The sequence below is a fragment of the Roseburia sp. AF12-17LB genome, assembly GCF_003479605.1.
Classification (GTDB): Bacteria; Bacillota; Clostridia; order Lachnospirales; family Lachnospiraceae; genus Roseburia_C; species Roseburia_C amylophila.
Window position 1 is genome coordinate 271,272 of the sequence record NZ_QUHR01000002.1, and the last position, 21,771, is coordinate 293,042.

The window sequence follows — 21,771 nt, forward strand, 5'->3', positions numbered from 1 at the left end:
GTCCCTCCTGTTATGTATAATTCTGCATCTTTTTCCGCAAAATTTCAAGGAAACTAATCTTACTCAAACGAATAATCCCTACGGATTCTTCTGCCTTATGCACTACAATCTTGTCACCAACCTTAAGTTCCACTCCGGAATCTCCATCGAAGCTCACTTCCACCTGCTCATCCCGCTGGCTTCTCCGCATGCCTACTTCAATGGTAATTTCATCTTCCGGTCCGATTACAATACTCTTGGAATTCAACGTATGTGCATTGATTGGTGTCAACAGCAAAAGGTTGGCTTTCGGATCCACAATAGGGCCACCTGCCGACATACTATAACCGGTGGAACCGGTTGGTGTTGCCACAATAATTCCATCCGCCTTAAAATTATAGAGATACTCTCCATTTACATAAACATTCAGATTCACAATCTGAAGTGCTCCCGTACGATGGATGACCACATCATTTAACGCAACCCTCTGAATCTTCTCTCCGCCACTTTGTACGGTATATCCATCTAAAAGCATTCTCTGCTCTATGGTATAACGGTCAGCCATCAATTCATCAATTGCCGGGAATATCGTATTCTCTTCTACCTCACACAGATATCCAAGCTTTCCTAAATTAATTCCCAGCAGCGGAATATTTTTCTTTACCAGATTGCGTGCCGCACGAATTAATGTTCCATCTCCACCAATAACAAGCACCGCCTCGGTTTCTGTTGGAATTTCTTTTTCCACTGCTTCCGCTTTTTCTTCCTCAAAGCTGGCAAAATAATCACAGGTTCCACCCTTACGTCTGATGTAATCTATAATCTGATTGGTAAAAATAAGTTCACTGTCTTTTTGTGCGTTTACAATTATGAAAAAATGCTTCATATATCTAGGACAATGATGTATGTGCCGCCTCTACGATGGCCTCCACATCAATGGTCTCCTCCTTCTTGCTCTCGCTGTTTTTCTCAATATATACCAGATATTCAATATTTCCCTCCGGGCCCTTAATCGGTGAATAGGAAAGATTATGAACAGAAAATCCATTTTCCAACGCAAAATCAATTACCTTATGGATGACTTCCTCATGTACCTTTGGGTCACGGACAACACCTTTTTTTCCTACTTTTTCCCTTCCGGCTTCAAACTGCGGCTTAATCAGGCAGACCATTCTTCCACCGTCCCGCAGCAGCTCCCTTGCCGGTACCAGCACCTTGGTAAGAGAAATAAAAGATACATCAACGGATGCAAAATCAAGGACATCTGCAATATCTTCCGGCGTTACATAACGGATATTGGTTTTCTCCATGCAGACAACCCTTGGGTCATTTCTTAATTTCCAGGCAAACTGTCCATATCCTACATCTACAGAATATACCTTCACTGCACCATTTTGCAACATACAGTCAGTAAATCCGCCGGTGGATGCGCCGATATCCATGCAGACCATTCCCTCTAAAGAAATATCAAATTCCTTCATTGCTTTCTCTAACTTCAGTCCACCACGGCTGACATATTTTAATGTATTTCCCCGGACTTCAATCTCTGCCTCTGTATCAAAATTTGTTCCTGCTTTATCCTCTCTCTGTCCATCCACAAAGACATTTCCTTCCATAATCATAGTCTTTGCTTTTTCCCTGGATTCTGCCAGCCCTTTTTGTACCAAGAGAACATCCAATCTTTCTTTCATCGTTCTTACTGTGCCTTTCTGTCTATAATCTTACCGATAATTCCATCTGCATCAATTCCTGTTTCTTTGCGGAGAAGTTCTACATTTCCATGCTCTACATACACATCCGGTATTGCAATATTTAAAACCTCCATGGAACCATCTCCATTTGTATTCATAAATTCCAATACATGCTCTCCAAAGCCTCCGGATTGTACATTTTCTTCCAGAGTAACCAGAAGCTTATGATTCTTCTGCAGTTTAAGAAGCAGCTCTTCATCAAAAGGCTTCACAAATCTTGCATTGACAAGAGAGCAGGAATAACCTTTTTCTTTTAATTGTTCCCTTACGGTAAGTGCTGTCTTTACCATGCTTCCTACTGCCAAAAGTAAAATTTCACTTTCTTCAAAAAGAACTTCTGCCTTACCATATTCTAACGGTGCCCGGTATTCCTTTAATTCATCAAAGGCTTCGCCTCTCGGATATCGTACCGCAATCGGTCCGGAAAAATCCACGGCATATTTTATCATATCTGATAATTCCCACTTATTCTTAGGTGCTAAAATTGTCATATTCGGCAGACAGGAAAGATAAGATAAATCAAAGATTCCCTGATGAGTCTCTCCATCACTGCCCACAAGTCCTGCACGGTCAATGGCAAATACTACATGCAATTCCTGTATACAGACATCATGCAGAATCTGGTCATATGCTCTTTGCAGGAAAGAAGAATAAACCGCTACAATCGGCTTCAAACCGGCTGCTGCCAATCCTGCAGCAAAAGTCACTGCATGTTCTTCTGCAATTCCCACATCAAAGAAACGTTCCGGGAACATATTTCGGAATCTTTTTAGTCCGGTTCCATCTGCCATTGCCGCTGTAATGGCAACCACTTTTTCATCCCGGTCGCCCAATTTACGCATAACCGTAGAAAAAATATCGGTATAATTGGCTTTTACCCGTTTCACAAGAGGCAGTCCTGTCTCAACATCAAAGGCTTCCGTTCCATGAAAACGTGCCGGATGGCGTTCTGCCGGAAGGTATCCTTTTCCTTTTTCCGTAATCACATGTACCAGAACCGGTCCTTCCACCTTAGAGGCTTCTTTGAATAATTTCACCATGGCAGGAATATTATGACCATCTACCGGTCCTAAATAAAGGATTCCCATATTTTCAAAGAGCATGCCCGGAATCACAAGCTGCTTGATTCCATTTTTGGTCTTACGGATTTTCTCAACAATACGTTCTCCATATTTCGGAATGCTGTTCAGGGAATTCGTAATACCATTCTTTAATCCCTGATAAGATTCTGCGGTACGAAGTCCGCTTAAATATCTGGATACACCGCCGACATTTTCCGATATAGACATCTTATTGTCATTTAAAACAATAATCAGATTTGACTTTAATTTTGATGCATTATTCAATGCCTCATAAGCCATTCCGCCGGTCAATGCACCATCTCCGATAACAGAGATGACTTTGTACTTTTCTCCAGTAATCTCCCTTGCCATAGCATAGCCTAATCCTGCGGATATGGAAGTCGAACTGTGTCCCGTATCAAAGCAGTCGCAATCACTTTCATGACGTTTTGGGAATCCGCTCATGCCGCCGTATTTTCTCAGTTCATCAAAACCGGCTTTTCTTCCTGTCAGTAATTTATGGGTATAAGACTGATGTCCTACATCCCAGATAATTTTATCCTCTGGTAAATCAAAAGCAAGATGCAGTGCCATGGTAAGCTCTACCACGCCAAGATTGGAGGCAAGGTGCCCACCGGTTTTTGATATTTTGTCAATCAAAAAAGAGCGGATTTCCTCTGCCAGAATCGGAAGTTCGTTTTTATTTATCCTTTTTATATCATTTTCATGCTCAATCTTTTCCAGCACCATGTATCTTTACTCCTTTGGTTTCTGAAGTTCTTATTTTTCCCTATGAATCAGATATTCTACCAGATGAATCAGAAATTCATTTTTTACCACCAGTGATTCTAATAAATTCACTGCATGTTTTGAATATCGTTTCACATCTTCCTGTGCTTTTTTCAATCCCTCATATGTAACATAAGTTGCCTTTTCGTTTTTGGCATCACTGCCAACCGGTTTTCCAAGCACTTCCTGATTACCGGTAACATCTAAAATATCATCCTGTATCTGGAATGCCAGACCAATCTCTGATGCCGCCTCTTCGATAATCTTCTGCTCGCTTTTCGTGGCACCTGCAAGAATTGCACCGATTAACATAGACGCTTCAATCAAAGCACTGGTCTTTAATTTATAAATAAAATCTAACTGGTCTCTGGTGACAGACTGTGTTTTATCCGTTTCCACATCTACGGTCTGTCCCCCCACCATACCATAAATTCCGGCTTTCTGCGATAATACAAGCAATGCCTTTGCCACATTAGGCGTCTGTTCCGTCTGTAATGCTGTCAATGCTGTCTCATAGGCAAAATTCAAAAGACCATCCCCGGCAAGAATTGCCATAGCTTCTCCATAGACAATATGCGTTGTCTTTCGTCCGCGGCGGTATTCATCATTATCCATTGCCGGCAGATCATCATGAATTAAAGAATAAGTATGAATCATCTCAATGGCTGCCATGAATGGCTCAATTACCTCTGATTTTCCACCAAACATGCGGTAAGTTTCCAACATCAGCATTGGTCTTAACCGCTTTCCTCCTGCAAGAAAACTATAATTCATGGCTTCAATTACCTGCTTCTGATAGCCTTCTTCCTCCGGAAGATATTTTTTTATGATGTTTTCAATCTGTTCTGTCCGCTTTGTAAGCTCTGCTGTCATATCCATTAAAATTCCTCCAGCATTCCCTGTTCATTCAACACTAACATTTTCTTTTCAATCGAATCTATCCGCTCACTGCAGTGTTTCAGCTTCTTCATGCCCTGCTCATAGCAGACAAAGGATTCATCCAGAGAAATGTCTTCCTCCATATGTGCAATCAGCTGTTCCACTTCTGCAAATAAATCCTCTAAATTCTCATTTTCTTTTTTTTCCGTTATATTATCTGTCTCATTTTCATTGATTGTATAATCTGTCATCTTCCGATTTCCTCCTGGCATATGATTTCTTCTACTCTTGCCTTAACGGTTCCGTCTTTTACACTGATCTGCAATTGTTCCCCTTTTGAAACCTGTGAAATACTTTTTAAACCATTCTGCCGGCTGTCAGAAACATATGCATATCCCTGTCCCAATCGTTTCAATGGCGAAATATCATCGAAATGCTGGGCTAACATCCGAAATCTTGCCTTATTCTTATCTAACTGCTGTGTCATGCCATGCTCTAAGCGAAGCTGTAATTCCCCCAGATACTGTTTCTGACTGTTCAGACGATATACAGGACTCTGTTGCATTAATCTTGCCTTCAGTGTCTCCATGCGTCCCTGTATCACAGCAATTTTACTCTTCATGCTGCGCATCAGATGTACCCGGTCAGTCTGTATCCGCTGTAACATCTGATTCCTGTCATATACCGCAAGTTCTGCCGCTGCAGACGGAGTCGGTGCCCGCAAGTCTGCCACATAATCCGCAATGGTGTAATCCACTTCATGTCCCACTGCAGAAATAACCGGTGTTTCACATTCAAAAATTGCCCTTGCAACAATTTCTTCGTTGAATGCCCATAAATCCTCTATGGAGCCACCACCACGCCCCACAATGATAATGTCCAAATGCATGGCATCCAATGCATGAATCCCATTTACAATGCTTTCTTTGGCACCCTCACCCTGTACCAGTGCCGGATATAGAATAAGCTGCACATAAGGATTTCTTCGTGCAGCAATATTACGGATATCCTGTATTGCAGCCCCGGTAGGTGCTGTAACAATTCCAATACGTCCGGCATACTGCGGAATCGGTTTTTTATACTCTTCCGCAAACATGCCCATTTCCTCAAGTTCCTGTTTCAATTGAAGAAATCTGGCATATAAATCCCCTGCACCGGCAAGTGTAATTTCTTTTGCATATATCTGATATCTGCCATCACGTTCAAATACTTCAATAGAACCTGTTACCTCGACTTTGTCGCCATCCTTCATACGAAAGGATAAACCACCCCGGTTACCGGCAAACATAATTGCACTGATGGCACTGTTATTTTCCTTTAAAGTAAAATAAATATGACCGGAGGAATGATATTTACAATTCGATACCTCACCCTTCACACATACCTGATGCAGGACAAAATCCTGGGCAAACATATTTCTGATATATCGGTTAATCTGGGTTACCCCATATACTTTCTTTATCATGCGATTTTTGCCAATACTCCGTTGATAAATGCCGGTGAATCATCTGTTCCATATTTTTTTGCCAGTTCTACTGCTTCATTGATGGCTACTCCGGTTGGAATATCCTCTTCATATTTCATCTCATATACAGCAAGACGAATCAGGGTCAGATCAACTTTGCCCATACGGGTTGTTTTCCAGCCTTTGGATGATTCATTGATAATCTTATCGATTTCCTCTAAAACAGCAATAATCTTATTAAATTTGTCTTCAATATAACTCTCATCCGGCTTCTCAATCGGTTCATTCTCTTCGATAAACAGATTCATCTGCTCTTCGTATTCCTTCTCACTATGAAATTCCACACGGAATAACATTTTAAATATCTGTTCTCTGATTTCTCTCCTGCTCATGTTGTATCCTTTCATTATTGGTCTTCCATGTAACTATAAAAAAGAATGCTTTAACAGCATTCTTTATTATACTACATCTGCGGTTATCACAAAAGTTTTATTTCGTATTTTTCATGTCAACCGTTGCAATTCTGACGTTAACAATTGCTACGGATAATCCTGTCATAGTCTCAATTGCAGATTTTACTTTCTCCTGTACCTTCTCAGATACTTCCGGAATAGAATAACCATAAGAAATATTTAAAGCTACTTCTACGCTGACCGTTTTCTCTGCCACTTCTACCTTAACACCCTTAGATAAATTCTTCATTCCAAGTTTGCTCACCAGTTCATTGGTAATATTGCCAGCCATGGATGCAACTCCTTCTACTTCTGTTGCTGCAAGTCCTGCAATAATAGCAACGACCTCATCTGCCACATGTACTTCCCCAAGGTTATCTTCTTTTATTTTAACAACTTTTCTATTATCTGCCATCGTTTTGCCTCCTACAAAAATATTATGTGGTTATTATATCAGATAATTCATTTTTTGAAAACCTTTCCGCATAATATTGTGCATTTTCCCTGCGTAAAAGTTCTAAGAAATCTCTGTCCGGAATCGGCTTGGAATAAAAATATCCCTGCAGATAATCACAGTGCTGTTCTGTCAGATAATCTACATATTCCTGGTTTTCTACTCCTTCTACCACAATCTCAAGCCCAAGTTCTTTAATCATGCGGATAGTATTACGCAATGCAATCATTGCCTTTTCATTTTTAAATGCTTCCCACAGAATGGTTTTATCAATTTTTACGATACGGAATGGAAACCGGAACAGATAATCCGTATTGGAATATCCCGAGCCATAATCATCCAAAGAAAACTCAATGCCCTGCTTATGCAGTATCTTGATATTGTTTTCCAACATATCACTATGGGCTGCCGCTGTCTCAGTAATCTCAAGATTGATCTGGGCTGGTGCTACATGATACTTCTTCATTATTTCCGTCAACCTCTCGGCAAGATTTTCCTGCATACACTGCACCACAGACAGATTTATTTCTATATACTGTAAGCCATAGTCCGTAAGCTGCTTTTCCTGGATAAAACGACAGACTGTCTCAAATACAAATTCTCCAATCTGCATAATCATTCCGCTCTTTTCTGCAATCGGAATAAATTCTTCCGGAGAAATGTAGCCCATACTCTGATCTTTCAGCCGGACCAGTGCTTCCGCAGATACGATTCTGTTTTCTGTCACCGAATAAATCGGCTGGTAAAAGACTTCGAAACCTTTATGGTCTACTGCATCATTCAAAAGTTTCCGGATACGAAGTTCCCTCTTTGGCCGGTCAATATCCATCTCAGCAGTCTTTAATACTACATTTCCATTTTCAGATGATATTGAACGCATATACTGGATATAGTCAATTAATCCATTCAGATTATTCGTATCACGCGGACACACAATACTGCTGATATGAATCCGGAATTTTGTCTCTACACTGCCGGAATGCCATGGCTGTTCAAACCGGTTCAGAATCTGCCGGATCAGTAAGGAAGAATCAATATCCTTCTTCTTCCGGTCTAACGCCAGCACATATACGCTCTGTGAAAACTGGTAAATACGTGAATTGTCGATAAGCTTACGAAAAAATGCCGCCATTTCCTTCAGGAATTCATTGACGGAATCATTTCCCAATGTCTGCCGCATCACCTTTAAATTATGCACTTTAATGACAAGCATCGGAAAACGCTCACTTCCTAACAGGCGTTCCTCTGACTCTTTTAAAAATGCCCTCCGGTTCATAATTTCAAGCTCCGGCACCGTATATTCCTGTGGTCTTTCCGAAGAAATCAGATATAAAAGTACACACATTGCCATTCCAAAAAACTGAAACCGGAAACCCGGAAATGCAATATGAAGCACCAGTGTAAATACACTTACAACTGCAAATACAGTCGTAGAGAATAATAATTCAAAGCTGAGCCTTTTCCGGAAACGAACCAGAAACACTTCCCCCATCAGATAAAAATAAATCATACATAGGTAGAATAACATAATTCCATTCTGTCTCTGATAACTGCCATCCGTTCCCACTTTAAAAAGATATGGTATAAATAACTGTACTACCAGCAATGCGATTACAATCCAGGCCGGTACAAACAACCATCCCTTTTCCTTCCGGATAAAGCGTTCCACTCTTCCTGTCAGGCACAGAATATACAAAAGATAAGCTGCCGCTGCCACAACCTGTCCTAAAATACAGATATAGAGCAGGACTGTAGTTCCTGTTTTTCCGAAAGTAATTTCCTCCCAGAACAGTAAAAAGTCGCTGGTAGACACGACAAGCAGAGCATACAACATTACGCGGTATACCCTGCTTTGAAAATTGTCACTGTATTTTCTTAAATGATACGCAACTAATGCAGTCAGAAGAACAAATGCAGCCGCAATATCGTAGTATACTAAATGCTCCATTCTTATCCCTCACACTCTGCATAGATATTATCTGAAAGATATTTTACATCACTGAACGGTTCCTGCTCTGTTGTTTCTTCTGCCATTCCTGCCGCCTTTATCTTCGTCAGTTTGTCGATATAAAAATCCACAGCCTTCTTTGACTCTTCGAAAGTATATAACGCTGCCGGGGAATTCCATTCCCTGATATAAACCTTGTTGTAGTCAATATAAGCAATCATGGCAAAATCGCCGTCTTCCGGGTTTAGAAATGTCTTCTGCATGGATGCATGCATATCACAGCCACGGATGATTTTATCCTCTTTGTTTTTCTTCTGCCCGGTTACAGCTTTTGCAGACTTCTCTCCGGATTCCGTTTTATTTCCGGATGCCTTCTTTTTCTTCTGGTCTTCTTCCACCATCCGGTCTATGGCATCTGCTGCACGATTCATTGCTTCGAAAATATCAAGTTGTCCCTCTACACCTTTTTTCTCCGTTTTCATTGTGCCCCCTGTATTTTCTTAAGCCTTTTTCCAAAAAGAAATCTGCTTATTTTCCCACAATTTTTCTGGTATTGATATAATCATATGGTGTCTGCTGATACACATAATAATTCAGCCAGTTTGCATATAACATATTACCGTGTGAACGCCACTGCAGTAATGGTTTTGCATTGATATCATTGTCCGGATAATAATTCTCCGGCATGGCAATATCCATCCCTTTCTGCAGATCACGCTTATATTCCTCATCCAATGTATAACGGTCATATTCCGGATGTCCCATCACAAAAATTTTGCGTCCCTCATTGGCAATTGCCAGAAATACACCTGCTTTTTCTGATTCTGCAAGAATGGTAATATCCTTTACCTTCTCAATATCCTCTTTACGGATTCCGGAATGTCTCGAATGCGGTGCCATAAAGCGGTCATCAAATCCCCTTACCAGTGGTACTTTGCGGTTCTTTACCTGATGTTCGAAAATTCCAAACATTTTCTCATCCAGCATATATTTTGGGATACCATAGTGATAATAGAGAGCAGCCTGTGCACCCCAGCATAAATGCAGGGTTGATGTTACGTGGGTCTTAGACCACTCCATAATATCACAGACTTCCTTCCAGTAATCCACCTCTTCGTATTCCATGGTTTCTACCGGTGCACCGGTTATAATCAGTCCGTCCAGATTCTCATCCCAGATTTCATCCATTGTCTGATAAAAATGATTCAGATGACTCATGGATGTATTCTTTGATTCATGGGATGATACCGTTAAAAAGGTAACATCAACCTGTAATGGTGTATTTGCAAGTGAACGCAGCAACTGCAGTTCCGTTTCTTCTTTTAATGGCATCAGATTCAGTATTCCAATCCGGATTGGGCGGATATCCTGATGTTCTGCTCTTCCCTCATCCATAACAAACACATTTTCCCTTTCCAGAATCTCTCTGGACGGTAAATCGCTCATTATCTTAATCGGCATATTATCTAACCTCTTTTCATCATATACACATATCTCATTTCATAATACCTTAATTTTACGAATACTTCAATATGCAATTCACTTTCCGAAACGTTCCACAAACATATCTTCAGAAATAATCGGAATGCCAAGACTCTTTGCTTTCTGATTCTTTGATGATGTGGATTCAATATCATTATTCACAAGATAATCTGTCTTCTTAGAAACACTGCCGGTAACAGAACCGTTCTGGCTCTCCACATACTCTTTAAATTCGGTACGGTTTTTAAACTGATGGACATCACCGGTAATGACAAAGGTAAGTCCTTCACAGGTTCCTCCCTCTGTCACCTTCGGCTCTACTTCCGCAATGTTTAATATTTCTTCTAATGCAGCTACCGTATGACGGTTTTGATTCTGTCTGTACCAGTCCAGCATGGAAGTCGAACGCTCCGGTCCGATTCCGTCAATATCCTCAAATCCTTCCCCTGCATGCAGTTTCTGAAAGAAACCTCCTGTGCCAAGGGCAGCAATCATTTTCTTTCCTGCATCGGTGCCAATCTGCGGAATGCATAGTGCATAAATAAAATGTACCGGATCAACGTTTTTGCTCTTTTCAATTGCCTGCAGCATATTGTTACAGGATTTCTCGCCAAATCCGTCTAAAGAGCGGATTTCATCCGCATGATTTTTAAGAGTATAAATATCTTCAAAATAATGGATATATCCTAAGTTCATAAACTTTAGCATGGTCTGTATGGACAATCCGTCAATGTCCATGCCGGGCTTGCTGACAAAGCGGCTGAATTTTTTTACATGCTTTGCGGTACAGTCCGGATTCGTACAATGTAAAGTCTTTGTTCCGCTGTGTTCACTGATTCTGATTTCCGTTCTGGCATGGCATACCGGACAAAATTCCGGAATCGTAAAAGTTCCTTCCTTTTTCTTTACGCCGATACATTTTGGAATAATCTTATTTGCTTTAATAATATCAAGTGTGGTCTTCCCATCTTCTCCGATTCCAAGACGTTCCATTTCACTGATATTACAAAGGGAGGCTCGGCTTACGGTGGTTCCCTCCAGTGCAACCGGCTCAAATACTGCTACCGGAGAAATGGTAGATGCCGCACAGGACCACTCTACATATTTTAATGTGGTCTCCGCAGAGACATCCTGCCATTTAAACGCATAACCGGCTCTAGACGCATGATGTCCGGTAACATTACCGGTCTGGGCATAATCATTATCTTCATAACAGATAACCAGTCCATCTACCGGAATATCCATTTCACCATCTTCTACCTTCTTTGTCCAGCGTTCTACAACTTCCTCCAACCCTTTCGCATCGGTCAATTCATGTGCTACTGTCGTAAATCCAAGCTTCTCAAGATAATCCATCCGTTCTCCCCAGGATGACATTGTTTCATCCAGATGCACCAGTGTAAATGCATAAAAATGAATATGGCGTTCCTTTACTTTATCAAGATTGCTCTTATCCAGACCTAAAGTGCCGGATGCAAGATTTCTCGGGTTGGCATATTTTTCATCATCATCTTCAATGGTATCATTGATTAATTCAAAATCTGTATAGGTAATAGCCGCTTCGCCACGGACTACCAGATGTCCCTTATATTTTACAGTCTTTGGAATCCCTTCAATGGCATCCTTCATAAATGTGATATTGCTGCCGACGGTTCCATTTCCTCTTGTTAAAATCTTAACAAGTTTTCCGTTATCATAAGTTACTACCAATGTTAATCCATCCAGTTTCCAGGATAACCAGACTGGTCTTTCTCCCGCCCACACCTGTAAATCAGAAATCCGTTTCGTCTTGGCAAGGGAAAGTGCCGGATATTCATGCGCTTCCCGTTCACCATTGCTTTCCTCAAATCCGGCATTCTGTGTCGGACTTTCCGGCAGAATATATCCTGTTTTTTCTTCTAACCGGGTCAGTTCGTCAAACATGCCATCCCATTCATAGTTTGACATAATTTCATCCTGTCCATTGTAATATGCTTCGGACGCCTCATTTAACGTTTTTACCAGTTCCTCGATTCTCTTCTTCTCATCCATGGATATGCTCCTTACCCTCAATCTATTTTGGCATTACTGTTGTATTGCTGGAATTTAAAATGCGCCGGTTCAGCTCAGTCCACTCCTCCGCCGTTACTCTGCGGTACTTTCCTTTTTTGAGACTGCCCAGTTCTATATTCATAATGCGGACTCTCTTTAATTTTACTACTTTATATCCGCAATACTCACACATCCGGCGGATCTGCCGGTTATACCCCTGGGTTAATATGATTCGGAATTTACGCACATCCAGTTTTTCTACTGCACATGGTCTTGTAACCACACCAAGTTCTTCCAGTGGAACTCCCCCGGACATTTTCTTTAAAAATGCCTCCGTTATGTCATGATTTACGGTAACTTCATATTCCTTTTCATGCATATTCCCGGCACGCATCATCTTATTTACAATATCCCCATTATTTGTCAATAATATAAGTCCCTGGGAATCTTTATCCAGTCTTCCTACCGGATAAATACGTTTCGGATAATGAATATAATCAACAATATTGTCTTTTTCGTCTTTTGCAGCAGTGCAGACAATGCCCACCGGCTTATTAAATGCAAGAAGAATCATTTCCTCTTCTTTTTTTATTGTTTTTCCATCTACACACACCCGCTGTCCCGGCATCACCTTACAGCCGACAGAAAGAACTTTTCCATCTACCGTAATACGTCCCTGCTCAATCAGACGGTCCGCTTCTCTCCTGGAACAATATCCTGCTTCACTTAAAAATTTATTGATTCTGATTCCGTTTTCTTCCATCAATATTTTCACCCTGTGTAAATTTTCTCGCTGCCCGCGGAACAAAGAATGTGTCTTGGTACATCCTCGCGGAGCGTTTTTTACTTTACAGGAAAGCAATTTCCTGTAAAGTAAAAATAACGGAGGTCCTAAGACCTCCATCTATTTATTATTTTAAGAACTCTGTCTTAACATATCCTTCTTTATCTTTCCAGGTAACTTTTGTCCACCCTTCTGCATAGCTCATCTGAACAGTAACAGAATCTCCTGCATAAGCAACTCCAACCTTGGATGCGGTCTCACTCATAGAGGAACGGATATTAACCGTATTGGTTAATGTAATCTTAGTGCCAGCTGCGATTCCGCTGGTGTCTGCCGCCGGCTCCTGTGCCGGTGCTTCTGTTGAAACATAGTCACTCTTTACATATGCCGGTGTGCCATTGTAATCAATGCTGCTCCATCCATCTTCTGTCGTACCGGTTCTTGTCAGTGCAGTTCCCTTTTCAACTGTTCCAAGCAATGCTCCGGACTCATTCGGTTCCTGTCTGACATTTACTTTATCCAGTGTATATACCGTCTCCGTTGTCACTTCCGGCTCAGCTGGTGTCTCTGGTTCCACCGGTGCCTCTGGTTCCGCCGGTGTCTCTGGTTCCGCCGGTGTCTCTGGTTCCGCCGGTGTCTCCTCTGTTGCCGGCTGCTGCTGTGCCTGTGCCTGTGCGATTGCTGTTGCCCATGCATTATATGCATCAGCAATTGTAACCGTTACCATATTAGAAAGATTTTCATCTGAAGCAATTGCTTTTTCATAATTTGCCTGTACTTCTGCCTGTAATGCAATGACATCTTCCTGTGTTTCAAAACTACTGATTAAGTTTTCCACATTATTATCGGTCGGCTGTTCTTTATAATGACGGTTAAAGCTGCTGTATAAGTTATCAATATAAAGTGCTCCCTGCTCATTCTTCTTTACATAGAAGAACTCCATACCAGGTGCTGTAGTATCTACTCCTGCGAATTTCAAATCCAGCGTTACACAGACAAGATAAGAATCTGCTTCTAATCCTGACTTAGTATAACATTTGATATTCTGATAACTCTCTGCATACTGTGACATCATGGTAATCAGGCTCTGTTCATTCTCGGAAACAGGTGTTGCATAGGTCTGTAATGTTGCCAGATCACCTGCCGCATATGCATTGTAATAATTCTGCATCAGGGTATTGATTTCCGGAACGGCATCTACCTGAAAGCTCTCTGATTCGGTACCCTGTTCCGTAGAAAGTCCATTATCTTTATCTTTATTTCCACTGCTGAATTTTATCATTACTACTGCCAATACAACAAATAATATTACTGCAGTAAAATATTTCCAGTTCTTCTGAAAGAAACTACTTATATCATTCTTTGATATCTTACTCATTTTTTCTTTGATTTCTGACGCTTTCATATCTGTCCTCCTAACCTTACCCATAACCCCCAAAAAAGTATGCTTTGTGAGCTGCCCGTGTAAATAATGAAAAACGTTTCTTATAAGTTTTGCGGGACATAAATCCCGCAAAAAAATGTGTTAATATAAATTATAAAATGCACCCGGCGGGAATCGAACCCGCATTATCAGAGTCGGAGTCTGACGTTCTATCCATTAGACTACGGTTGCAGCTTATTTATACTAACACATCTATATAAAAAAATCAAAGGTTTTATTTAAGAAGCTTCTTCAAACTGGGAATTATAAAGCTGTGCATAGAAACCATTCTTCTGTAACAGTTCTTCATGATTTCCCTGTTCAATAATATCACCATCTTTCATAACAAGAATCAGATCAGCATCACGAATGGTAGACAGACGATGGGCAATAATAAAACTTGTTCTTCCTTTCATCAGGTTATCCATAGCCTTCTGGATTCTGTGCTCTGTTCTGGTATCAACAGAAGAAGTTGCTTCATCTAAAATCAATACCCGGTTGTCTGCTAAAATGGCACGGGCTATGGTAAGCAACTGTTTCTGTCCCTGGGATACATTGCTGGCGTCCTCATTTAATTCCATATTATAACCACCCGGCAGTGTCTGGATGAAATGATGGGCATGGGCTGCTTTTGCTGCTGCAATAACTTCTTCGTCCGTGGCATCCAGTCTTCCGTAACGGATATTTTCCATAATAGTACCTTTAAATAACCAGGTATCCTGAAGTACCATGCCGAAGGCATCTCTTAGCTCCCGGCGGTTATAGTTTCTGATATCGTTACCATCTAATCTGATGCTTCCACTGTTGACATCATAAAAACGCATCAGCAGCTTCACCATGGTAGTCTTACCTGCTCCGGTTGGTCCTACAATGGCAATCTTCTGTCCCGGTTCTACCTTTGCTGAGAAATCATTAATGATAATCTGATCCGGATTGTATCCGAAATGCACATGGGAGAATTCTACTTCTCCACGAACATCCTTTAATTCCACTGCATTTTCTGTGGTCTGGTCTTCTTCCTCTTCACCTAAGAATTCAAAAACACGTTCTGAAGCTGCAGTCATGGACTGTACCTGGTTAATGACCTGTGCAATCTGCTGGATTGGCTGGGTGAAGCTCTTTACATACTGGATAAATGCCTGAATATCACCAATTCCGATTGTTCCGTTAATTGCAAGCATTCCACCGGAAATTGCCACACCTGCATAGCCAAGGTTACCGACAAATACCATAACCGGCTGCATCATTCCTGATAAAAACTGGGATTTCCAGGCAGACTCATATAATACATGGTTTGTATCATTAAACCGTTTTATGGTTTCCTTTTCTTTATTAAATGCCTGGATAACTAAATGTCCGGAATAAGTCTCTTCCACCTGTCCATTAATATGTCCCAAGTACTCCTGCTGGGTACGGAAATATTTCTGTGAAAATTTTGCAATTGCCGAAACCATCAACGCTGAAATCGGAAGAATTACTAATGCAATCAGTGTCATCAGTGGTGAAATAGAAAGCATCATCACAAGCACTCCGATAATGGTTGCCACGCTGGTAATAATCTGTGTCACACTCTGGTTTAAGCTCTGTCCCAAAGTATCCACATCATTGGTAATACGGGAAAGAACTTCCCCATAAGTTCTGCTTTCAAAATATTTCATCGGCATACGGTTGATTTTTTCAGAAATCTCTTTACGCATACGATAGCAGATTTTCTGTGTGATTCCAGTCATAATAAACCCCTGAAAAAAGCTGAATACCGCACTGATAATATATAAGCCAAGAGTAAATAATAATATCTTTCCAATCAGTGTAAAATCAATTCCGCCGGTTCCTGCTACTTTATTCATCAGACCGTCTGCCAATGCCGTAGTAGCTTTACCCATTACCTTTGGTCCTAATACAGAAAATACGGTAGAACAGATTGCAAGTATCATAACTGCAACAATTCCAATTTTATATTTTCCAATATAAGAAAGAAGTTTCCGGAAAGAGCCCTTAAAATCTTTTGCTTTTTCACCCGGCATCATTCCACCGCCCATTGGTCCTCTCGGACCTCTACGACGTGGTGCACGATAACTTTGCTCATTACTCATGTTATTTTTCCTCCTTTCCCTCTTCTAATCCCAATTCCTTTGCGGATAACTGTGACTGTGCAATCTGCTGATATACTTCACAATCCCGTAATAATTCTTCATGCGTACCTTTTCCGACAATCTTACCTTCATCCAATACAAGAATCTGGTCGGCATGTAAAATGGTACTGATTCGCTGTGCCACGATAATTACACTGCTTTCTTTTGTTTTTGACTCCAATGCTTTACGCAGTGCCGCATCGGTCTTCATATCAAGTGCAGAGAAACTGTCATCAAAGATATAAACATTCGGATTCTTTGCGATTGCTCTGGCGATGGATAATCTCTGTTTCTGTCCACCGGAAACATTCGTTCCACCCTGTGCAATCCCGCTGTCATATTTTTCCGGCTTTTCATTAATAAATTCTGTTGCCTGTGCAATCTCTGCAGCCTCTGTCATTTCTGCTTCCGTAGCTTCCGGTCTGCCAAATTTCAGATTGGATGCAATGGTTCCTGAAAACAGAATTCCCTTCTGTGGTACGAATCCGATTTCGTCTCTTAATTCAGCTAAGCTTAAATTCCGGATATCCACACCATCTAAGGTAATCTTACCGGCTGTTACATCATAGAATCTCGGAATCAGATTAACCAGCGTTGACTTTCCACAGCCGGTACTTCCGATAATCGCTGTTGTCTTTCCCGGTTCTGCTGTAAAATCAATATCTTCCAATACATCTTCATCTGCACCCGGATAACGGAAGTTTACATGATGGAATTCCACTTTTCCGGTATGTTTTTCAATTGTTTCTTTTTCTGCCTTTTCTATAATAGAAGAATTTGTAGTAATAACTTCATCAATCCGGTCTGCTGCAACACCGGCACGCGGCAGCATAATAGACATCATGGTAAGCATCAGGAATGCCATAACAATCTGCATGGTATAAGTAATAAATGCGGTCATTGCTCCTACCTGAAGCTGTCCGGCATCAATACGATGTGCCGATACCCAGACAATCAGTATGGTTACTCCATACATAATAAACATCATGCCCGGCATCATAAAAGTCATGACACGGTTGGTAAATAACTGTGTTCTGGTAAGATTCCGGTTTGCTTCATCAAACCGCTCTTCTTCCTTTTTTTCTCTTCCAAAAGCACGGATTACGGAAAGTCCCGTAAGAATCTCTCTGGATACTAAGTTCAGGGCATCCACTAACTTCTGCATTATTTTGAACTTCGGAAGTGTAATGGACATCAACACCATAACCAGTCCGGAAATTACCAGTACTGCCATTACGATAATCCATTCCATATGTGCTCCGGTCTTTAATACTTTATAAATTCCACCAATTCCGATGATTGGTGCATATAAAAGCATTCGAAGCATAATTGCTGTTACAAACTGAATCTGCTGAATATCATTGGTGCTTCTTGTAATTAAGGAAGCGGTAGAGAATTTATCCATCTCAGTATTGGAAAAGCCTACTACCTTACCAAAGATTTTCTCTCTTAAGTCTCTTCCGACTCCTGCGCCGACTCTGGATGCAAGATATCCGACTACCACTGCAACTGCCAGCATGAGTAATGACATAGCTGCCATCTTTCCACCCTCTGACCAGAGATAATTCTTCTGGATATGCTCCACATCAAGTCCTGCCTTTTCGTCACAGGATGCTGCATATGCTGTTCCCATGGCATGTAAGGTACTGCTCCCCACAGAATCTATCATATTTTCCATATATTCTCTGGACTGTGCTATACCATCCTGCGTCATTGCACCGCTTGCAATCAGCTGCTTCATCATCGGACGCATATCCACATAAGTTACCATTTCGCCATCATCATTTTCCGCTTCATATGTGGTCAGTTCCATCTGCATCATCTGTCCGATTTCTTCAATGGACATCTCATCTAAGCTTTCTTTGGTAATCTGGTTCTGCGGATTCTGCTCCAATGCTTCCGCAATCGTATTCTTAAAATCCGTTTCACTCATATTTGCCATACGGTAAGTCAGTACGATTGGTGTCAGTAGTTCATCATCCAATGTTTCTAATGTCTCTTTATCCGCAGTACATACATAAGTATCGTCTTTTTTTTCATAGACCGCTTCAAAAGTATCCTTTTCACCATCTGTCATAAAAAGTTCTGCCAGCTGATATTCTTCCTCCGGCATCTTTTCCGGCAAAATATGTTTGATTCCCTTATTCTGGATTCCTACATCGATGATATCGGATGTATATTGTGGCAACGACAAATCGCAATAAGCCTGCACTCCAAGGAGGAGAAATATTACCACGATGATATGCCAGTACGGGAGCATATTTTTAAATATTTTCCGCATCTTTCCTGTTCCTTCCTTTTCTATATTATTTATAAAATATTTCTATTTTAATTGCTGTTTCAACTGTCTTCTCTTTTCAATCTCAAGCTCTGCTATCTGCTCTAATTTATTCAGATAGCCAATCAGCCGGTTCATATCTTCTTCTCCCATTTTCTCCGTAACCGACTTTAATAATTCACTCAAAATCCGGTTGCATTCATTTAAAACCTCTTTTCCTTCCTCAGTTACTCTCACATAAACATTCCGCCGGTCACCCTCACACACCATACGTTCAACATATTTTTTCTCTTCCAGGGAACGAAGTGTCCGGGACACCGCCGGTGCTGCCACACGCATATAACGTACCACTTCCGATACCGTAACCTTTGCATCTATCGATTTGCTATCCGGCTCTTTGGCATCTGTCTCTTTGGTAGCCATCTCTTTTTCTTTGCGGCAATGCTCGATGGTCTTTAAGGTTCCCATTTCCACGGATGAGACCCCCGGCAGAATTGATGAGATTTTCAAACGATGAAAACGATTAAATATGGAAAATATTTCATTTCCACAACCCTGCATCATTTTCACCTCCCTTTCTTTACATTTTATATTTTCTATTTATTTAACATTGTTAACTATTAACATGTGAAAACAATAATAGCACCATGATTAAGATAGGTCAATTAAAAAAGTATAAAATTATTATTAAATCATATCATTGACAGTTAAAAACGAATCTTATAATATAAAAAAAGCAAGTTTTTTTTACTAAAGGAGACTAAAAATATGAGTTTTAATTTTTTAAACCAATTACCAAGTCCGGAAGAAATCAAAAAAGAGTATCCGCTTCCGGAGAAACTGGCACAGATAAAAAAAGAACGGGATGCTGCAATTCGTAAAGTCTTAACCGGCGAAGATAACCGTTTCTTAGTTATCATCGGACCTTGTTCCGCTGACAGCGAAGAACCTGTCTGCGACTACGTCAGCCGCCTGACCAAAATTGCAGAAGATGTCAAAGACCGTCTGATTATTATCCCTCGTGTCTACACCAATAAGCCAAGAACAACCGGCGAAGGCTATAAAGGTATTGCTACCCAGCCTGACCCTGAGAAAGCTCCTGATATGGTTGCCGGACTGATTGCAATGCGTAAGCTGCACATCCGTACCATTGAAGAAAGTGGTCTGACCCCTGCCGACGAAATGCTTTATCCGGAAAACTGGAGTTACATTGACGACCTGCTCTCCTACGTTGCTATCGGTGCACGTTCTGTAGAAGACCAGCAGCATCGTCTTGTAGTCAGTGGGTTTGATGTTGCATCCGGAATGAAGAACCCGACCAGTGGTGACTTCTCCGTTATGCTCAATTCCGTATATGCTGCCCAGCATCCACATCATTTCGTATATCGCGGATATGAAGTAGAGACTCCTGGTAACGACTTAACTCACGTTGTTCTCCGTGGTGCTGTAAGCAAACATGGTAACAGCACACAGAACTACCACTACGAAGATATTATGCGTCTGATTGAAATGTATAATGAACGTGACCTTAAGAATCCAGCTGCTATCGTAGATGCAAACCACTCTAACTCCAATAAAAAATACTTCGAGCAGATCCGTATCGTCAAAGAAGTGATGCATAACCGCCAGCTCTCCCCTGAAATTCACAAGATGATTAAGGGTGTTATGATTGAAAGCTACATTGAACCGGGCAATCAGAAAATCGGCGAACACATCTATGGTAAATCCATTACTGACCCATGCTTAGGCTGGGAAGATTCCGCTCGTCTTATCTATGACATTGCAGAAATGAATAAATAATAATTCCATCTACAGGAGCTGCCTCCGGCAGCTCCTTACGAATGCCTGACAATGGAAAAAGGGGGCAGTCATTTTCTTAAAAAATGGCTGCCCCCTTTTTCTATTTATGCAAGTAGCAAGAAACCCGCAAAGCGTGTTTCCCGTAGTTTCTTCTTTATCCTCTCGGATGTGCCTTGGCATATACTTCGCGGATTCTGCTCTGTTTCATCTGTGCATAGATTTGCGTGGTAGAAATATCTGCATGTCCTAACATTTCCTGAACCGCTTTCAAATCTGCCCCATTGCTTACCAGATGAGCTGCAAAAGAATGACGCAGCATATGCGGTGTTATTTCTGTCTCAATTCCGGCTTTCTTTCCATAGGCTTTAATTAATTTCCAGAAACCCTGACGGCTCATTTCTTTGCCGGAACAGTTGGTGAAAAGATATTCACTGCCCTCTTCACTGACAAGATATGATCTTCCCTCTTCCAGATAATGCTGCAGAGCCTCTTTTGCTACTTCTCCAAAAGGAATAATTCTTTCTTTATGAGCATCTTTGCAGGTAATATATTCCAGTTTCAAATTCATATCGCTTAACTTCAAAGAAATCAATTCAGAGACACGGATTCCCGTCGCATAAAGCAATTCTAACATCGCATGGTCCCTTAATTCCTTCGGTGTATTTCCGTTTGGCTGGTCTAAAAGCCGGCTGGTTTCTTCCATAGAAAGAATAACCGGAGCTTTCTTCTCTATCTTGGGTGCCTTTAATCCATCCGTCACATTTTGGTTTACATAATTCTGTACCATAAGATACTGAAAAAAGGCTTTCATGGATGCAAGTCCTCTGGAAATCGTTGCCGGTTTCTTTCCTTCCTGCTCCTGCTTTTCCATATATATTTTTAAGTGTTCCTGTCTGACATCCTCCACAGAAAGCACACCTTCAGAATACAGAAATTCCTTCATTTTGCGCAAATCCGTCTCATAAGAAACCGCTGTATTTTTCGATATTTTCTTTACTTCCTGAAGATACTTCATAAAAGCATCTATTTCCTGTGTCATAACTGTAACCACCTAACTCTTTTT

The 21,771-nt window shown here is 41.0% G+C and carries 19 protein-coding genes and 1 tRNA gene; 1 reads left to right on the top strand and 19 read right to left on the bottom strand.

Annotated features, from left to right (window positions below):
- Nucleotides 1-10: 10 nt before the first annotated feature.
- The 18 genes from DWV68_RS03950 to DWV68_RS04035 form a co-directional block, all read right to left on the bottom strand.
- Nucleotides 11-865 carry an NAD(+)/NADH kinase gene (locus DWV68_RS03950; RefSeq protein WP_118057364.1) on the bottom strand — a complete coding sequence of 285 codons (855 nt, stop codon included), beginning with the start codon at nucleotides 863-865 and terminating at the stop codon, nucleotides 11-13.
- A 4-nt stretch (nucleotides 866-869) separates the two neighbouring features.
- Nucleotides 870-1,670 (bottom strand): TlyA family RNA methyltransferase, encoded by an 801-nt coding sequence (locus tag DWV68_RS03955; protein WP_117841129.1) that lies wholly within the window; start codon nucleotides 1,668-1,670, stop codon nucleotides 870-872.
- Nucleotides 1,671-1,675: 5 nt separating this feature from the next.
- Nucleotides 1,676-3,541, bottom strand: coding sequence for a 1-deoxy-D-xylulose-5-phosphate synthase (gene dxs / locus DWV68_RS03960; RefSeq protein WP_118057366.1), 1,866 nt, complete (start codon nucleotides 3,539-3,541; stop codon nucleotides 1,676-1,678).
- Between the two features lie 30 nt (nucleotides 3,542-3,571).
- Entirely contained in the window at nucleotides 3,572-4,459 is an 888-nt protein-coding gene (locus tag DWV68_RS03965) for a polyprenyl synthetase family protein (RefSeq protein ID WP_117698580.1), read from the bottom strand.
- Nucleotides 4,459-4,710: an exodeoxyribonuclease VII small subunit gene (gene xseB, locus DWV68_RS03970; RefSeq protein ID WP_117698581.1), complete on the bottom strand. Its 252-nt coding sequence runs from the start codon at nucleotides 4,708-4,710 to the stop codon at nucleotides 4,459-4,461. Before xseB ends, DWV68_RS03965 begins: the two co-directional genes overlap by 1 nt.
- On the bottom strand, nucleotides 4,707-5,924 hold the full coding sequence (gene xseA / locus DWV68_RS03975; protein ID WP_118665095.1) for an exodeoxyribonuclease VII large subunit: 1,218 nt from the start codon (nucleotides 5,922-5,924) through the stop codon (nucleotides 4,707-4,709). The genes xseB and xseA overlap by 4 nt, the downstream gene beginning before the upstream one ends.
- Nucleotides 5,921-6,316: a transcription antitermination factor NusB gene (gene nusB / locus DWV68_RS03980; protein ID WP_197420811.1), complete on the bottom strand. Its 396-nt coding sequence runs from the start codon at nucleotides 6,314-6,316 to the stop codon at nucleotides 5,921-5,923. Before nusB ends, xseA begins: the two co-directional genes overlap by 4 nt.
- A 97-nt stretch (nucleotides 6,317-6,413) precedes the next feature.
- Nucleotides 6,414-6,791 carry an Asp23/Gls24 family envelope stress response protein gene (locus DWV68_RS03985; RefSeq protein ID WP_022243233.1) on the bottom strand — a complete coding sequence of 126 codons (378 nt, stop codon included), beginning with the start codon at nucleotides 6,789-6,791 and terminating at the stop codon, nucleotides 6,414-6,416.
- Nucleotides 6,792-6,813: 22 nt separating this feature from the next.
- The gene (locus DWV68_RS03990; protein WP_118665097.1) at nucleotides 6,814-8,778 is read right to left on the bottom strand and encodes an EAL domain-containing protein; all 1,965 of its coding nucleotides are present in this window, start codon (nucleotides 8,776-8,778) and stop codon (nucleotides 6,814-6,816) included.
- Between the two features lie 2 nt (nucleotides 8,779-8,780).
- A complete protein-coding gene (locus tag DWV68_RS03995) occupies nucleotides 8,781-9,260 on the bottom strand; it encodes a hypothetical protein (protein ID WP_117698585.1) in 480 nt (159 codons plus the stop codon).
- Nucleotides 9,261-9,306: 46 nt separating this feature from the next.
- Entirely contained in the window at nucleotides 9,307-10,239 is a 933-nt protein-coding gene (metA, locus tag DWV68_RS04000) for a homoserine O-acetyltransferase MetA (protein ID WP_022243236.1), read from the bottom strand.
- Nucleotides 10,240-10,317: 78 nt separating this feature from the next.
- On the bottom strand, nucleotides 10,318-12,291 hold the full coding sequence (ligA, locus tag DWV68_RS04005) for an NAD-dependent DNA ligase LigA (protein ID WP_117841135.1): 1,974 nt from the start codon (nucleotides 12,289-12,291) through the stop codon (nucleotides 10,318-10,320).
- Nucleotides 12,292-12,313: 22 nt separating this feature from the next.
- Nucleotides 12,314-13,054, bottom strand: a complete 741-nt coding sequence (locus DWV68_RS04010; protein WP_117947080.1) for a pseudouridine synthase — start codon at nucleotides 13,052-13,054, stop codon at nucleotides 12,314-12,316.
- Between the two features lie 148 nt (nucleotides 13,055-13,202).
- Nucleotides 13,203-14,480: an SH3 domain-containing protein gene (locus DWV68_RS04015; RefSeq protein WP_117841137.1), complete on the bottom strand. Its 1,278-nt coding sequence runs from the start codon at nucleotides 14,478-14,480 to the stop codon at nucleotides 13,203-13,205.
- Between the two features lie 138 nt (nucleotides 14,481-14,618).
- Nucleotides 14,619-14,690, bottom strand: a tRNA-Arg gene (locus DWV68_RS04020).
- A gap of 47 nt (nucleotides 14,691-14,737) precedes the next feature.
- Nucleotides 14,738-16,591 carry an ABC transporter ATP-binding protein gene (locus DWV68_RS04025; protein WP_022243240.1) on the bottom strand — a complete coding sequence of 618 codons (1,854 nt, stop codon included), beginning with the start codon at nucleotides 16,589-16,591 and terminating at the stop codon, nucleotides 14,738-14,740.
- A gap of 1 nt (nucleotide 16,592) precedes the next feature.
- Complete coding sequence (locus tag DWV68_RS04030; protein WP_118057373.1) at nucleotides 16,593-18,911, bottom strand: ABC transporter ATP-binding protein; 2,319 nt, start codon at nucleotides 18,909-18,911, stop codon at nucleotides 16,593-16,595.
- Nucleotides 18,912-18,953: 42 nt separating this feature from the next.
- Entirely contained in the window at nucleotides 18,954-19,472 is a 519-nt protein-coding gene (locus DWV68_RS04035; RefSeq protein ID WP_117947078.1) for a MarR family winged helix-turn-helix transcriptional regulator, read from the bottom strand.
- 204 nt (nucleotides 19,473-19,676) lie between these two features.
- On the opposite strand from DWV68_RS04035, the gene DWV68_RS04040 reads away from it, so the two are divergent.
- A complete protein-coding gene (locus DWV68_RS04040) occupies nucleotides 19,677-20,708 on the top strand; it encodes a 3-deoxy-7-phosphoheptulonate synthase (protein ID WP_022243243.1) in 1,032 nt (343 codons plus the stop codon).
- A gap of 154 nt (nucleotides 20,709-20,862) precedes the next feature.
- Here DWV68_RS04040 and xerD read toward each other — a convergent pair whose 3' ends face one another.
- Nucleotides 20,863-21,747 carry a site-specific tyrosine recombinase XerD gene (gene xerD / locus DWV68_RS04045; protein ID WP_118057374.1) on the bottom strand — a complete coding sequence of 295 codons (885 nt, stop codon included), beginning with the start codon at nucleotides 21,745-21,747 and terminating at the stop codon, nucleotides 20,863-20,865.
- Nucleotides 21,748-21,771 lie beyond the last annotated feature (24 nt).